The sequence below is a fragment of the Pseudomonas sp. ME-P-057 genome (genome assembly GCF_030208975.1).
In the GTDB taxonomy this organism is placed as follows: domain Bacteria; phylum Pseudomonadota; class Gammaproteobacteria; order Pseudomonadales; family Pseudomonadaceae; genus Aquipseudomonas; species Aquipseudomonas lutea.
Genome location: NZ_JARVSX010000005.1, coordinates 225,184 through 239,925, shown reverse-complemented (window position 1 = coordinate 239,925; position 14,742 = coordinate 225,184). Strand labels below are relative to the sequence as shown.

General features: G+C 61.1%; 13 protein-coding genes and 3 pseudogenes. 6 read left to right on the top strand and 10 right to left on the bottom strand.

The window, feature by feature from the left end:
• Positions 1-79 precede the first annotated feature (79 nt).
• From urtA to cbiE, 10 genes and pseudogenes are all read right to left on the bottom strand, one after another.
• Positions 80-1,345 carry an urea ABC transporter substrate-binding protein gene (gene urtA, locus QRN48_RS03230; protein WP_285348842.1) on the bottom strand — a complete coding sequence of 422 codons (1,266 nt, stop codon included), beginning with the start codon at positions 1,343-1,345 and terminating at the stop codon, positions 80-82.
• Positions 1,346-1,689: 344 nt separating this feature from the next.
• Complete coding sequence (locus QRN48_RS03225) at positions 1,690-3,063, bottom strand: PepSY-associated TM helix domain-containing protein (RefSeq protein WP_285348876.1); 1,374 nt, start codon at positions 3,061-3,063, stop codon at positions 1,690-1,692.
• A gap of 114 nt (positions 3,064-3,177) precedes the next feature.
• Positions 3,178-3,624 (bottom strand): annotated as a pseudogene (locus tag QRN48_RS03220) (DUF2946 domain-containing protein); the annotation flags it as partial.
• A gap of 25 nt (positions 3,625-3,649) precedes the next feature.
• A complete protein-coding gene (locus QRN48_RS03215; RefSeq protein ID WP_285348875.1) occupies positions 3,650-4,126 on the bottom strand; it encodes a copper chaperone PCu(A)C in 477 nt (158 codons plus the stop codon).
• Between the two features lie 46 nt (positions 4,127-4,172).
• The gene (locus QRN48_RS03210; RefSeq protein WP_285348840.1) at positions 4,173-4,589 is read right to left on the bottom strand and encodes a DUF2946 family protein; all 417 of its coding nucleotides are present in this window, start codon (positions 4,587-4,589) and stop codon (positions 4,173-4,175) included.
• Between the two features lie 98 nt (positions 4,590-4,687).
• Positions 4,688-4,986, bottom strand: a pseudogene (locus QRN48_RS03205) (addiction module antidote protein).
• Positions 4,986-5,174, bottom strand: a pseudogene (locus QRN48_RS03200) (type II toxin-antitoxin system RelE/ParE family toxin); the annotation flags it as partial. The pseudogenes QRN48_RS03200 and QRN48_RS03205, both read right to left, overlap by 1 nt.
• Entirely contained in the window at positions 5,159-5,887 is a 729-nt protein-coding gene (locus QRN48_RS03195) for a cobalt-precorrin-6A reductase (RefSeq protein ID WP_285348873.1), read from the bottom strand. The pseudogene QRN48_RS03200 and the gene QRN48_RS03195, both read right to left, overlap by 16 nt.
• Before the next feature lie 11 nt (positions 5,888-5,898).
• Complete coding sequence (locus QRN48_RS03190) at positions 5,899-6,996, bottom strand: cobalt-precorrin-5B (C(1))-methyltransferase (protein WP_285348838.1); 1,098 nt, start codon at positions 6,994-6,996, stop codon at positions 5,899-5,901.
• On the bottom strand, positions 6,996-8,198 hold the full coding sequence (gene cbiE, locus QRN48_RS03185) for a precorrin-6y C5,15-methyltransferase (decarboxylating) subunit CbiE (protein WP_285348837.1): 1,203 nt from the start codon (positions 8,196-8,198) through the stop codon (positions 6,996-6,998). The genes QRN48_RS03190 and cbiE overlap by 1 nt, the downstream gene beginning before the upstream one ends.
• Before the next feature lie 253 nt (positions 8,199-8,451).
• On the opposite strand from cbiE, the gene QRN48_RS03180 reads away from it, so the two are divergent.
• From QRN48_RS03180 to cobJ, 6 genes are all read left to right on the top strand, one after another.
• Positions 8,452-9,426, top strand: coding sequence for a hypothetical protein (locus QRN48_RS03180; protein ID WP_285348835.1), 975 nt, complete (start codon positions 8,452-8,454; stop codon positions 9,424-9,426).
• Entirely contained in the window at positions 9,404-9,793 is a 390-nt protein-coding gene (locus QRN48_RS03175) for a hypothetical protein (RefSeq protein ID WP_285348833.1), read from the top strand. The genes QRN48_RS03180 and QRN48_RS03175 overlap by 23 nt, the downstream gene beginning before the upstream one ends.
• Before the next feature lie 205 nt (positions 9,794-9,998).
• Entirely contained in the window at positions 9,999-11,351 is a 1,353-nt protein-coding gene (gene cobG / locus QRN48_RS03170) for a precorrin-3B synthase (RefSeq protein WP_285348832.1), read from the top strand.
• Positions 11,344-11,970, top strand: a complete 627-nt coding sequence (locus tag QRN48_RS03165; protein ID WP_037015560.1) for a precorrin-8X methylmutase — start codon at positions 11,344-11,346, stop codon at positions 11,968-11,970. Before cobG ends, QRN48_RS03165 begins: the two co-directional genes overlap by 8 nt.
• On the top strand, positions 11,970-12,701 hold the full coding sequence (locus QRN48_RS03160) for a precorrin-2 C(20)-methyltransferase (protein WP_285348871.1): 732 nt from the start codon (positions 11,970-11,972) through the stop codon (positions 12,699-12,701). Before QRN48_RS03165 ends, QRN48_RS03160 begins: the two co-directional genes overlap by 1 nt.
• A complete protein-coding gene (gene cobJ / locus QRN48_RS03155; RefSeq protein WP_285348830.1) occupies positions 12,701-14,413 on the top strand; it encodes a precorrin-3B C(17)-methyltransferase in 1,713 nt (570 codons plus the stop codon). Before QRN48_RS03160 ends, cobJ begins: the two co-directional genes overlap by 1 nt.
• Positions 14,414-14,742 lie beyond the last annotated feature (329 nt).

The window sequence follows — 14,742 nt, the reverse complement described above, 5'->3', positions numbered from 1 at the left end:
GATTGCAATCGCGAGCAAGCTCACTCCTACAGGGATAGGTTCAGCCGGGCATTTCACCCGACCGTTCACCCTGTTTTCCTTAGTTGCTCTTCACCGCGTAGTCAGGCTTTTTGTCGTTGCCTGGAATGAACGGGCTCCACGGCTGGGCGCGGATCGGCTCTTTGGTCTGCCAGACCACGTTGAACTGACCGTCAGCCTTGATCTCGCCAATCATCACTGGCTTGTGCAGGTGGTGGTTGGTCTTGTCCATCGTCAGCGTGAAGCCGGACGGCGCGGCAAAGGTCTGGCCGGCCATGGCTTCGCGGACTTTATCCACATCGGTGGATTTGGCTTTCTCGACCGCCTGCGCCCACATGTGGATGCCCACGTAGGTGGCTTCCATCGGGTCGTTGGTCACGGCTTTGTCGGCGTTCGGCAAATTGTGCGCCTTGGCATAGGCTTTCCAATCGGCCACAAACTTGGTGTTGACGGGGTTCTTCACCGACTCGAAGTAGTTCCAGGCGGCCAGGTTGCCCACCAGCGGCTTGGTATCGACGCCGCGCAGTTCTTCTTCGCCCACCGAGAACGCTACCACCGGCACGTCGGTGGCTTTGAGGCCCTGGTTACCGAGCTCTTTGTAGAACGGCACGTTGGAATCGCCATTGACGGTCGAGATGACGGCTGTCTTGCCGCCTGCGGAGAACTTCTTGATGTTCGCCACGATGGACTGGTAATCGCTGTGGCCAAACGGGGTGTAGACCTCTTCGATGTCCTTGTCTGCAACGCCTTTGGAGTGCAGGAAGGCGCGCAGAATCTTGTTGGTGGTGCGCGGGTACACGTAGTCAGTGCCGAGCAGGAAGAAGCGCTTGGCTGCGCCGCCGTCTTCACTCATCAAGTACTCAACCGCAGGGATCGCCTGCTGGTTAGGCGCAGCGCCGGTATAGAAGACGTTGGGTGACATCTCTTCACCCTCGTACTGCACCGGGTAGAACAGCAAGCCATTCAATTCCTCAAACACGGGCAACACCGACTTGCGCGATACCGACGTCCAGCAGCCGAACACCACCGCGACCTTGTCCTGGGTCAGCAGTTGGCGGCCCTTTTCTGCAAACAACGGCCAGTTCGACGCGGGGTCGACCACCACCGGCTCAAGCATCTTGCCGTTGACGCCGCCCTTGGCGTTGATCTCATCAATGGTCATCAGCGCCATGTCCTTGAGCGACGTCTCGGAGATGGCCATGGTGCCGGACAAAGAATGCAGAATGCCGACCTTGATGGTCTCGGCCGCCTGCGCGGTCCAGGTCAAACCCATCGCTGCGATCGATGCAGACAAAGTGAACGCTTTCAGCAAACTACGACGCTTCATTGGCTAGCTCCATTCTTTGATTTTTTTGGATGACCGCGGTTGGCAGTGCAGAGGTTGGGTCTGCTTAGGCTTTAGCAAACGCTGGGCCAAGGCTGCGCGGGTCGCAAAATGGAATGAAAACGTCGCCTGCGCTAGGTGGGGCGCACCAATCTGGTGGCTGCCAGCCGGCGTGGTGCATCGCCTGCGCTTATCTGGTGCGCAACGCTAATGCGGCGCAAGTAGGAGGAGGGGAGGAGTCAGAGGGGGACGGGGCGTAAAAACAGGTGCGGAGCCTGAAACCCGAAATGAGGAGGAATTCATCACTAAACCACCCAAGAAAGGTTCCAGGCCCCGCGAGACGCAATCTAAGCTGTTGCCGCCGTTTTGGCAAAGCGCGAACGCACTATTCGATCGAGCAGCCAAACCGCCAGCATTGAAACGCCAACCAGCGGGAATGCTGCTCCCAGCACGATCATCACCACGGTTGCGGTTTTCCAGCGGGGGAGATCGTGACGCAACGGCGGAACGCCGAAACCGTTTTGCGGGCGACGTTTCCACCAGATCACAATGCCGCTGACCGAACTCAACAGCACCATCAGGCAGATGAACAGAATCACCAACTGGTTTACCCAGCCATACATCTTGCCCTCGTGCAGCATCACGCCCAGTTCGGTGGCTTTGGACACCGTGCTGTAATCGCCGTAACGCACGTCCGCGAGGACCTTGCCGCTGTACTGGTCGATATGCAGGGTGGCGTCGTTGCGCGGGTCGTCCGCGAACACCGAAACGGTGAACACGCCGTCGGCGGTCTTGGGCTGGGTGATGCTGTAGCCCGGTTCGATTTGTCGGGCCCTGGCGATGTCCACCACTTGCTGAAGGGAAACAGCCGGTGCCGCTGGCCCGCTGGCCATGTGGCTGTGGTTCATGTGCTCGGCGTGATCCCCCGAAGACACCGGCATCGGTGTGTTTTCCATGGCCCATGGCACGGTCTGCACGCGTGCGCTGTTCAGTGCGCCGGCTTGCTTGTCGGATTTGGGGACGTCATTCCACATGGCTGCCGGGAACGTATTCCAGAGGTCGGCGTAGGTTTTGCCCCATAAGCCGGTCCAGGTCATGCCGCTCAGAAGCATGAACAACAGCGCCACCGAACCCCAGAACCCGGTCACCGCATGCAGGTCGCGCCAGAGGATACGGCCTCGCGCGCCAATCCGAGGCCAGAGCACGCCAGCGGGCGAGCGACCTCGCGGCCACCACAGATACACGCCGGACACCACCAGCACGATGCCCCAGCCGGCCGCGAGTTCGACCAGCCGGTCACCCACGGTTCCGATCATCAGTTCGCCGTGCAGCTCGCGGGCCATGGCTTGCAGGTTGCTTTTGGCATCCTGATCACCCAAGACCGTGCCGCTGTAAGGGTCGACGAATACATTGAGTTCGCGGCCCTCCTTGCTGAGCACAAACTGCGCGCTGCCCTCGGCATTCAACGGCGGCAGGTATTTGCTCACCTGCGCCTGGGGATAAGCGGCCAACACACGGTTTTGCTGTTCATCGGCAGTCAGCGAGTGGTGCGCAGGTTTGACCGTTAACAGGTCGCTGTACATCAGCGCATCGAGCTGCGGCTTGAACAGATACACGATCCCGGTAAGCGCCAGCAAAATCATGAAGGGTGCGACGAACAGGCCGGCATAGAAATGCCATCGCCAGGCCAGGTTATAAAACGACACATTGGGTTTGGACACGGTGCAACGCTCCCGTCGGGGAAACACGGCGCAACGCGCTGGCGGTGAGAAGAGCCGCCAGCGGTTACGAGTCAATTTGCGATACCAGGCAACTGACGAGACGGGTGGCGCGCGACTGCGGGCGTGGGGGAATACGTGGCGTTGGGCATGCCCGTGTTGCGGGACTTCGTTGTAGAAGTCCGCGGGTCTGGGCGCAACGGGTGCCGCGACAGCGACGGTCTTTGTGATCGCAGGGCAACTGAACAACAGCGTGCAGTAACCGCACTTGGCCCAGATGACATGGTCGACGCCTGCGGTTTGCTCGCTCTGGACGTGACCGTCATGCGTGTCTGCGCCCATGTCCATAGACGCAGGCATGTTCATCTCGGCGTGCATCGCCATCGACATCGACATCGATGCAGGCGCGGGAGCCGCTTGGCCGCTGTGGTGCTCCATTGGCATGGATTGCGAGATCAGCGGGCCGACGAAAATCATCAGCATGGCGAACAGGCTCAGCCACACGCCCTGAGATTTACGAGGGGCAAATGCGGAGCTGATGCGGATCGCGGGCAGGCGGCTCATGGGGCAGCGTCGTGATTAGGCAGCTTCAGTGTGCGTGGGCCGAGTGGGCGGGTTCGGGTGGCTGTTTTTGTACCGTAACGTCGACCGTCAGATCACCCGCTTTTTCAAAGTGCAGAATCAGAGGGAAGGTCTGACCGTCGACGAGTTTGCTGCGGTCTTTCAAGTCCAGCAACATGACGTGATACGCCATTGGCGCAAAAACGAGATTGCCGCCCGCCGGGATATCCACTGACTGGACGCGCTGCATTTTCATCGTACCGTCCTTGCTCACGTGCTCGTGCAACTGTGCGCCACCTGCGATGGGGCTGTCGACGGCCTCCAGTCGGTCAGGCGCCTGACCTTCGTTGGTGATCACAAAATAGGCAGCGGCGGTGGGTGAGTTCGGGGGCAACGCCAGTGACCACGGTTGCGTCACCGTCAGCGAGCCCGTGGCGTAATCGTGCGCTTCGACGTAACAGACCGGCGACGCGAGAGCGGCCAGCAGGACGAGTTTGTTCAGTATCAAAGCTGGGGCTCCAATTCGTTCAGGTACGCGACGGCACGATCAATCAGACCCGAGGGGATGCGTGCGGATTGCGGTTCGGCCATTGCGGGCGGTGCGCAGTGCGCAGTACCACCATCGCCACAGGGAAACGCACCGGTTCGATGAGGGCGAACAATCCAAAACCGATACCGGTTGGCACCGCAACCATCGGCATGGCGCCGGTGCAACAGGCGCAGTGCTGCATGAGCGCGATATCGGGGTGATGGGGAGCTTGTCGGTCGATGACCTCAACGGGCGTCATGGCCAATGGAGGCGCAGCCCCCGTACACGCATTTCCCCACACCAGACGCTCAGCCTGGGGACGCGGCATGGTCGGTGTCAGCGGCATTGCCAACGCCCCGAACAGCAGGGTGAAGCAGGCCACCCAGGCAAAGGCGCGCCGCCGCTGTGGCGTGAGGATTTGATTTTGTTGTTTTGTCATGTGGGCCATTTAGCCTGATTGGCCGCCCGATGTAAAAACCCTGGCCGCGACGTTATGTCGCGCAGCAGGTGTTGGTTCAGTCAGCGTTCAGCGGGGGTTCAGGCAGTGGAGGCGTGGAGTTTCAGGCCCAGCGCCTTTATCACCTTCATGATTGTGGCGAAGTCGGGGTTGCCGTCGGTGCTCAGCGCTTTGTAAAGGCTCTCCCTGCCCAGTCCCGTGTCACGTGTCACGTGCGATCTGAGACATGCCATACGCCCGCGCGATATTGCCCAAGGCCTTGCGTATTAAGACGCCGTCGCCGTTGTCTTCCTCCAGGCAAGCGTCCGGATAACCACGCCATGTCCTCAGGTGTTTCAAGGTATTCAGCCGCATCAAAGGGTTTGAATTCCTCTTTCATTAGTGATCCCTCGCCGTGAGGCTTTCGGCCATTTCCCTGGCACGTTTGATATCCGTTTTCTGAGTCGATTTATCGCCACCCACGAGAAGGAGATAGACAGCGTCTCCATGCCGCGTCAGGTAAATTCGATAACCGGGCCCGTAGTGAACGCGCATTTCAAAAACGCGTCCACCTACTGATTCACAATCTCACGCAATGCAGCCAACACCTCTCCGACACTCCAGAAAGCCCGATCCACTTCAGGCAGCATGGGTCGCTTCAATACCAGCACGGGCAGGGCCAACTCGCGGGCCACTTCCAGCTTGGGCTCGGTCGCCGTGCTGCCGCTGTTCTTGCTGATGAGGACGTCGATATTGCGGCGCTGGAACAGCTCGCGCTCGTCTTCCAGGCGAAACGGTCCGCGCGCGGCAATCACCTCGCAGCGCTCGTTGCCGGGGTAGACATCCAGCGCCCTTAGCGTCCAGAACTGATGCTGTGGAATGTCACGAAGATGCTGCAAGGGTTCGCGGCCCAAGGTGAACAGCGGGTGCTGAAAAGGCGCGAGCGCGGACATTAACTCAGCCCAGTCGCTGACCTCGCGCCAGTCATCCTCGGGGCCCGCTTGCCACGGCAGTCGTCGCAAGGCCCAACACGGAACTCCGGCGGCCTTCGCTGCAACCACAGCGTTGTGGCTGATCTGCGCGGCGTAGGGATGCGTTGCATCGAGAATCAGATCGATGCCCGATTGCCGCACAAAGTTGGCCATGCCTTCAGCGCCGCCAAACCCGCCGACTCGTACCTGACAGCGCAAATCGGTCGGCACGCGGCCCACGCCTGCCAGGCTGTAAACATGCTGAGGCCCCAGGGTGCGGGCAATCGCCAACGCTTCGGTGACACCGCCGAGGAGCAGCACGCGTTTCAGAGCAGATGGTTTCAAGAAAAGCCTCCCGCATGGCCGACGATCCCGCCCTGGCGGTCAATGGCAAACACTTCGACCTCTACCTGCGCCGGCACCACGGTACGGGCGAAATCAAGCGCGTGCTGGCATACCGTGTTGCCGAGCGCGATGCCGACGGCGGCGGCCATGGCCAGCGCTTGCTGGCTGGTGTTGGCTTCACGGATGCTTTGCTGCAGCGGGACGTCCGCGCCTGCATCGGCGGCCCACTGAGCGAGCTGATTCAAATCGATGCTGGAGTGGCGGCTGTGAAGGTCCATATGGCCCGCCGCCAATTTGCTGATTTTGCCAAAGCCGCCGCACACACTAAGCCGTTCCACCGGGGTCTTGCGCAGGTGCTTGAGCACAGCGCCGACAAAATCCCCCATCTCGATGAGCGCGATATCCGGGAACTGATACACCCGACGCATCGTGTCCTCGCTGGCGTTGCCGGTGCAGGCGGCGATGTGCTGGTAGCCATTGGTACGCGCGACATCGATGCCTTGATGAATGGAGGCGATGTACGCCGCGCAAGAGAAAGGCCGGACGATACCGCTGGTGCCCAGAATCGATAATCCGCCCAGAATACCCAAACGCGGGTTCATGGTTTTCAAGGCGAGCGCGCTGCCATTCTCCACACAGATCGTCACCTCGAAGCCGCCTTCATAGCCGAACTCCTGCGCTGCTTGAGAGAGGTGTTCGGCCATCATTCTGCGAGGCACTGGATTGATTGCCGGTTCACCCACGCCCAGCACCAGACCCGGCCGGGTCACGGTGCCGACGCCTTCGCCCGCAACAAAGCGTGTGCCGGGCTCACTCGTTAACCTGACCTGAGCGTAAACGAGCGCGCCGTGTGTTACGTCCGGGTCATCCCCGGCGTCCTTGAGCGTGCCCGCTTCGGCGCCGTCGGCCATCAAGCGGCAAAACTCCAGGCGCATTTGCACGCATTTGCCCTTGGGCAACGTGATTTCAATCGCATCGTTTGTTTCGCCAGCCAGCAGCAACCGCGCCGCGGCGAGGGAGGTCGCCGTGGCGCAACTGCCCGTGGTCAAACCGCTGCGCAATGGCGCGGGTTGCTCGGCGGTTTCGTCGCGCATCAGGGTTTGATCGCTTCAAGCAGGGTGATCGGCAGCGCCTGGCGCCACGTGTCAAAGTCGCCCAGCGGTTTGGCATGTGCCAGATGGATACGGGTCAATTCGCCACCGTGTTGCTCGCGCCAGTTCACCAGCGTCGCCTCGCTTTGCAGCGTGACGGCATTGGCAACCAGCCGACCGCCCGGCCGCAGGCTTTGCCAGCACGCGCTCAACACGCCTTCACGCGTGACACCGCCGCCGATGAACACCGCATCCGGTTGCTCCAGACCGGCAAGGGCATCGGGCGCGCGTCCACGCACCAGTTGAAGGCCCGGCACCCCCAGCGCATTGCGGTTGAACTCAATCATCTGTTGCCGTCCCTCATCGGCTTCGATGGCGATGGTGCGACAAGACGGATGCGCGCGCATCCACTCGATCCCGATGGAGCCACAGCCTGCGCCGACGTCCCACATCAATTCGCCAGGCGTCGGGGCGAGTCGGGCAAGGGTAATGGCGCGTACGTCGCGCTTGGTGAGCTGGCCGTCGTGCCGGAACGCCTCATCCGGCAGGCCGCCAAGCGGCGACAGACGCAGCGCATCGGGCTGCGCCCGGCATTCGATGGCGACCAGGTTCAGCGCGGCGATGTCGGTTGCGTTCCACTCGCCCGCCGTGCCTTCGATTTGCCGCTCGGCGGCGCCGCCCAGATGCTCAAGCACGATCATGCGGCTCGGGCCATAGCCGCGCTCCTCGAGCTGTGCGGCAATGGCTGCGGGGCTGGAACCGTCGTTGCTCAGCACCAGCAGGCGCAAGCCGTTATGAAATTGAGCGTTCAGTGCCGCGACCGGGCGAGCGACTACCGAGAGGGTTACCACGTCCTGCAACGGCCAACCCAAGCGGGCTGCCGCGAGAGAATAAGACGATGGGGCAGGGATCACGCGCATCTCGTCATCGCTGACCTGGCGCGACAGGCTTGCGCCAACGCCGAACAACATGGGGTCGCCGCTGGCCAGCACGCATACCGGCGTGCCGCGCTGCTTCAGCACCGGGTCCAGAGAGAACGGGTTGGGCCACAGGCGATGCGCGGCCTGAATGCAGGATGGCAACAACCCGAGTTGTCGCGCGCCGCCGAACACCTGCTGCGCCTGCAACAGCGCGTGCCGGGCGTTGCGGCCCAGCCCTTTGTAGCCGTCCTCACCGATTCCCACGACTGTCAGCCACGGCGACATGAATTGCCCTCAACCAAATTCGTGCGACAGGCCTGTCATACCAGCCCTGGATAGTGGGGCGCATCATACCTCGCTGAGGTAGCCTCGTCGTGCTGGGTCAATCAGCCTTATTTCGTAGGCGGTTAGTAGCTTTGGTGTGGGGCGTTTCTGAAAATACCGTAATCACGCCGATTTACACGTAACGTTTAATGACAGTCCTCAAAGCGCACACCTATCGTGCGCCGCTCATCAAGCCGAACAGGATGCTGAGCGGATGTCCGGGGCCTATGCGTTTATCAATGACAAAAAACAGAATCTCTACTCGTTTCGCGACAGCTTGCCTAATGGAAATGGAGCTCGGTCCAAGTTCGACCTCCTCAATCCTGGCATCACCCCCTTTTCCATCGTCCTGCCGGGGCAGCTGATTGTTGTGGGTGACGAATCCACCAGCATGTGTACGCCCGGGGACAATCTCCTTGCGTTCTATGCTCGTGACGTGCGTGAGTCTCTGATCGCTACCGACCACGCCAGCGCAACGGTTTTGACACAAAACTACGATGTGCTGCAAAGCATCATGTCCTACGGCTCTATCGGCATAGGCAGCGTCACCTCCGCTTGGAGCAGTCACCTGGCTCAGGTGGAGGGCACCCTTAAAGATATCAACGATGCCTACCTGCGCTGGCGCGCCGGAACTTTGACCAAGGATCAGTTCGTGGCTCGGCGTCAGAGCCTGTTCAGCGTCCTTGATGGCCAGTTGCGGGGTATTGGGCGCTGGGGTACTGGGCTGAAGAACAACTCGACGATCAAAAAGATGCTGGGCATCTCCAGCAAAAGCTTCATCCGCTGGGGGGAAGTCGCCAACTACGCCAGTAATGTGAAGCGTATTAATAATGTGGCCCGTACGTTGAGCGGCGGGACGGCGATAGGCGTCGCGCTGGACGTCAGTGCGGGATTGATAGAGATCGGCGAAGCGTGTTCTGCCGGGCGCGAGCAACAGTGCACGAAGGCCAAGTTTGTTGAAGTGGGGAAGATGATGGTGGGGATTCCAACGTCCGTTGCGGTTGGAGGGATTGGCGCGAAAACAGCAGTATCCATGTGCTTCAGGATGGCCGGTCCCAGTCGCGGTGCCAGCCTGGTCATTTGTGGTATCGCAGGTGGAGCTGCGGGCGGATGGTTGGGTGGAGCAGGAGGTAGCAAAATGGGGGAATATATTGGTAGCTGGTTGTATGAGTTGGCTGGCGATGAATGACGGGCTTTTAGGGGGAGTCGTCATCGTTTCCGGTGTTATAAGCGTTGTCAGCTTTTGCTTAGACGTGTACGTGAAGTACGTCATCCTTCCTGAGGTAGAAGAACGGCTAAAAAACTGTCGTATCGTCATTGATGCGAAGCGCTGTTGGGATAACGCGGGGTTTGTCGGTCGACGCTATCGACTTGTAGCGGTGAACCTGGCACTGACATCAACCGAACTTATGCGTCAGAAAAGCCTGGTGGATATTAAGGATGTCGCCAGCATTTCTTCCCACCAGCGACGATGGATTTGTATTCCCGAGAGAGTTGCAATCACATCGTTCATTGCGGGTATTACCGCTTTGGCGGTCTTGGGGAAGCTCTGGTAGCAAATTTAACAACATCCCACTAGTCATCCGGCGTGCCGGCCGTCAGCGATTTCAGCCCCCGACCCGTGGCAAGCCAGCGTTTACATACACGCGGGATGAGCGATCCGACAGACCGTCTTTTCATGCCTGCCGCCAAAGCAGGCATAATACGGCCCCTGTAACGTTTCGTTTCTTTACGCGTCTGCCCGTCGCACCAGGTGATCCATTGACCGAGCCGTTGTCCGCTCGCCTTTCCGCTACGCCCATTCGCCCCTCGGCTTGCCCGGGGTTGCTGCGTATCGTCCCGGCGATGGACGGCGGCATCTGCCGGATCAAGCTGCCGGGCGGGCTGATCACCGCCGATCAGGCGCTGGCCGTGGCGCAGGCCGCAGAGCGGTTCGCCGGTGGCGTGATCGAGGCCACCAACCGCGGCAATCTGCAGATTCGCGGCATCGGCACCGACCACGACGGGTTGATCGCCAGCCTGCTGGACGCCGGCCTGGGCCCTGGCAATCCGGCCAGTGATGACGTGCGCAACCTGATGCTGAGTCCGACCGCAGGGCTTGATCCACAGCAATTGCTCGATGTACGTCCGCTGGCCGGGCAGATTCTGCACACCCTCGAGCATCACCCGCGCTTTCACGAGCTATCGCCTAAATTCGCGCTGTCGTTGGACGGCGGTGAAGGCCTGGCCATGCTCGAACATCCCCATGACCTCTGGTTGTCGGCGATGTGCATCGACGGCCAGACGTTGCTGGGCTTCGGGCTCGCAGGCTGCCCGGCAAATGATTCACCCCTGGCGGCCGTTGCACCAGAAGCGGCGCACGCATTGGTCGTGGCAGTGCTGGAAACGTTTCTGGACCTTGCGCGGCCTGAGCACGCGCGCATGCGTGACCTGCTTAAAGAAGTGCCTGTCGTCCGGTTCATGGAGCACGTCGCCGCTCGTTTTGCGCAGCCTCTTTGGGTTAATCAGGACATAACCGGATGGCGACGTGAGCCGATACGTCCTCTGGCGCACCTTGGCACTTATGCGCAGGCGCAACACGGCGTCGTCGCCATTGGCGCAGCCGTGCCCTTGGGACGCATGGGGCCGTCTATGTTGCGCAAAGCCGCGCGGCTGGCGCGTGCTTATGGCGACGGTCAGCTGTGCATGACGCCCTGGCAGAGCCTGACGCTGCGAAACGTTGCGATGGAGGATTCACTTGCCGTGACGAATGGCTTGAGCAAAGCCGGTCTGCTCGCGGATGCGAATGCTTCATTGGCCAGAATGATCGCGTGCACAGGCTCTGCGGCTTGCGCAAAAGGTTTGGCCGACACCAAGGCCGACGCATTTCGTCTGGCCGCATTGCTGCAAAACAACGCCACCCGCCAGACAGTGCACCTGTCCGGCTGCCGGCGTTCGTGCGCCGCTGCGCATATAGCCCCGGTGACGCTCCTGGCAGCCTCGCCCGGTCGTTACGATCTCTATTTTCGTCATGCAGACGCAGCCGGATTCGGCGATCTGCATGCACGTGACCTCACTATTGATGCAGTCGGCGCGTTGTTGACCGCCGACTCACGGAGCAACACCGATGATTGATTACATCCGCGACGGCCAGGAGATCTACCGTAACTCCTTCGCGATCATTCGTGCCGAAGCCCGGCTCGATTCCATCCCGGCCGACCTGGAAAAACTCGCCGTGCGGGTCATCCATGCCTGCGGCATGGTCGATGCGGTCGAAGGGCTGCGCTACTCGCCGGGTGCTGGCACCGCTGGCCGCCGCGCGCTGGCGGCCGGTGCGCCGATCCTGTGTGACGCGCACATGGTTGCCGAAGGCGTCACCCGCACGCGCCTGCCGGCCAACAATCAGGTGATCTGCACCCTGAAAAACGAGCGCGTTCCCGAGATGGCGCGCGAGCTGGGCAATACTCGCTCCGCTGCAGCGCTGGAACTGTGGCGCCCGCATCTTGAAGGCGCCGTCGTGGTGATCGGCAACGCGCCGACCGCGCTGTTTTACCTGCTTGAAATGCTCGATGCCGGCGCGCCGAAACCGGCGCTGATACTGGGCTTTCCGGTGGGCTTTGTCGGCGCTGCCGAATCCAAGGACATGCTCGCCGCCGACAGCCGCGGCGTGCCTTACGTGATCATGCAGGGGCGCCGTGGCGGCAGCGCGATGGCCGCCGCGGCGGTCAACTCACTCGCCACGGAGATCGAATGATGCCACCGCGCGGTCGTCTGATTGGCCTTGGCGTGGGGCCAGGTGATCCGGAACTCATTACGGTCAAGGCCCTGCGCCTGCTGCGCGAGTCGCCGGTGGTGGCGTATTTCGTCGCCAAAGGCAAGAAGGGTAACGCGTTCGGCATCATCGAAGGTCATTTGCAGCAAGCGCAGACATTGATGCCGCTGGTGTACCCGGTCACCACTGAGGCGCTGCCCGCGCCGATGTCTTACGAAAGTGTGATCAGCGATTTCTACGACCGATGCAGCGCCGACCTCGCGGCGCACCTCGACGCCGGTCGTGATGTGGCGGTGATCTGCGAAGGCGACCCGATGTTTTACGGGTCTTACATGTACCTGCACGACCGTCTCGCCGAGCGCTACGAAGCCGAAGTCATCCCGGGCGTCTGTTCGATGCTCGGCGGCGCATCGGTATTGGGTGCGCCGCTGGTGTACCGCAATCAGAGCCTGTCGGTGTTGTCCGGCGTACTGTCGGCCCACGACCTCAAACGCAAACTTCAGGATGCCGACGCTGCGGTGATTATGAAGCTGGGCCGTAATCTTCCCAAAGTGCGTCAGGTGCTGGTCGAAACCGGCCTGGCCGAGCGCGCGCTTTACGTCGAGCGCGCAACCATGGCCAACCAGAAGATTGTCCCGCTTGCCGAGGTCGATCCGATGTCCTCGCCTTATTTCTCGCTGATTATTGTCCCTGGCGAACGGTGGCAAGGCTGATGGCCGCGACCCACTTCACGGCCCCGGCGATCGTCGTTCTGGGCAAAGGCGCGCTGATGACGGCGCGACGCATTCAGCAGCTCTACCCGCAAGCGCTGATCCATGGGCTGGCCGAACGCGCCGATGACGCTGATCGCAGCTACTCGGAGTTTGGCGCGACCCTGCGTCAGCTTTACCAGCAGAACACGCCCATCATTGCGTTGTGCGCAGCCGGCATCGTTATTCGCACCCTGGCAGCCGTGTTGTTGGAGAAGGGCGCTGAGCCGCCGGTACTCGCCGTCGCCGAGGATGGCAGTGCTGTCGTGCCACTGCTCGGCGGCTTGGGCGGCGTGAACGTCATGGCTCGGGAAATCGCTTCGGCGCTGGGCACCGCAGCTGCCATCACCACCAGCGGCGAGCTGCGGTTCGGTACCTGCCTGCTCAACCCGCCTGCGGGCTATGCGTTGGGCGACCTGGAGCTGGGCAAGCGCTTCGTCAGCGATTTGCTGTCGGGCGAAAAAGTACGTGTGGAGGGCGCAGCACCCTGGCTGGCTCAGGCGCAGCTGCCCGAAGATGATCAGGCGCAATTGGCAATCCACGTCGGTTATGCCGACCGTGAACCCAGCGATCACGAGCTGCTGATTTACCCGCGCAATGTGCTGGTGGCCCTGAAGGGGGACCTCACCAATGCCGCCGGGGCTGTGAAAACCGCGCTGCACGATTCGCGTATTGCTCTGCAGGCGTTGGGCTGTCTGCTTGCCAGCAAAGAGGAAATGGCCAATCCGGCGTTGCACACTGCCGCTGAAACATTGGGCGTCGCGGTACGCTTTACAGACACCGCAACTCCGGCCGAGATGATCCAGCAAGTGCTGCCGCAGTTGTTGCCACCCCTGACTCCGGCGGAGGGTATTGCCGTCGCTGTTGCGCCTCAGCCGCTGGATGTTCGGCAGATAGGCCGTGCACGGGGGCGACTGGCCGTCATTGGCCTGGGCCCGGGCGCCAGCGACTTCATGATCCCCGCCGTAAAAGCCGAGCTCGCGCGCGCCAATGACGTGCTGGGTTATGAAACCTACGTGCGCATGGCCGGCCCGTTTCGGCCGGATCAAGTGCTGCACTGCACCGACAACCGTGAAGAAATGCAGCGCGCTCGGCATGCTTTCGAGCTGGCCGCTGCCGGACGTTCGGTGGTGGTGGTTTCTTCGGGCGATCCGGGCGTCTTTGCGATGGCGGCGGCGGTGCTGGAAGCCCTGCACGAATCAGACAATGCCGACTGGCATCGGGTTGACCTGCACATCCTGCCAGGGGTGTCCGCATCGCTCGCCACCGCCGCGCTGGCGGGGGCGCCGCTGGGTCATGACTTCTGCGTCATGTCCCTGTCGGACAACCTCAAGCCGTGGGAGATCATCGAAAAGCGCCTTGATCTGGCCTGTCAGGCGGATCTGGCGCTGGCGTTCTACAACCCGATCTCACGTTCCCGGCCCTGGCAACTGGGGCGCGCACTGGAAATCGTGCGCCGGCACCGCAGCCCCGAAACACCCGTCACCTTGGGACGGGACGTCGGCCGGCCGGCGCAGACCCTGCGCGTCATCACCCTCGGCGAGTTGGCCCCCGAACTGGTCGATATGCGAACAATGGTGTTGATCGGCTCGTCGCTGACTTGCGTGTTTCCCCGTGCCGATGGCCAGCGGTGGGTCTATACGCCGCGATGGTACGGCAGCAAGCCGGGGCAGTGAGATGAACACGAAGGGAAGTTCGCGACAGGAACTTCCCCTTGACTTGTAGGAAAGAAACTATGCACGCCCGAGAATAAGCATCAGTGCTAATGGGAACTAATGAAAGTTTTCACCGGAATAATATTTTCCACTTCCCGATGTTGTGTAGGTCTCTCGAACGAATGGCTTGAACCCACCGTCAGTCAAGCGCTTCAAACACGCGCAGGTGGTGACAATTCTTCTAACTAATCAAAAATGTCGTTATGTAAGTTCAAGTGTCATTGGGTTCAAGCCTGTTATTTGAGCTAGGGTGTTGTGTGTCCAAGACGGACAACTCACTTAAAAGGACT

Excerpts from the sequence above, each read along its gene's own strand:
- urtA (WP_285348842.1), bottom strand. The coding sequence starts at position 1,345 with ATGAAGCGTCGTAGTTTGCTGAAAGCGTTCACTTTGTCTGCATCGATC.
- QRN48_RS03210 (WP_285348840.1), bottom strand. The coding sequence starts at position 4,589 with ATGACAAAACAACAAAATCAAATCCTCACGCCACAGCGGCGGCGCGCC.
- QRN48_RS03190 (WP_285348838.1), bottom strand. The coding sequence starts at position 6,996 with ATGCGCGACGAAACCGCCGAGCAACCCGCGCCATTGCGCAGCGGTTTG.
- cbiE (WP_285348837.1), bottom strand. The coding sequence starts at position 8,198 with ATGTCGCCGTGGCTGACAGTCGTGGGAATCGGTGAGGACGGCTACAAA.
- QRN48_RS03180 (WP_285348835.1), top strand. The coding sequence starts at position 8,452 with ATGTCCGGGGCCTATGCGTTTATCAATGACAAAAAACAGAATCTCTAC.
- QRN48_RS03175 (WP_285348833.1), top strand. The coding sequence starts at position 9,404 with ATGAGTTGGCTGGCGATGAATGACGGGCTTTTAGGGGGAGTCGTCATC.
- QRN48_RS03165 (WP_037015560.1), top strand. The coding sequence starts at position 11,344 with ATGATTGATTACATCCGCGACGGCCAGGAGATCTACCGTAACTCCTTC.
- QRN48_RS03160 (WP_285348871.1), top strand. The coding sequence starts at position 11,970 with ATGCCACCGCGCGGTCGTCTGATTGGCCTTGGCGTGGGGCCAGGTGAT.
- cobJ (WP_285348830.1), top strand. The coding sequence starts at position 12,701 with ATGGCCGCGACCCACTTCACGGCCCCGGCGATCGTCGTTCTGGGCAAA.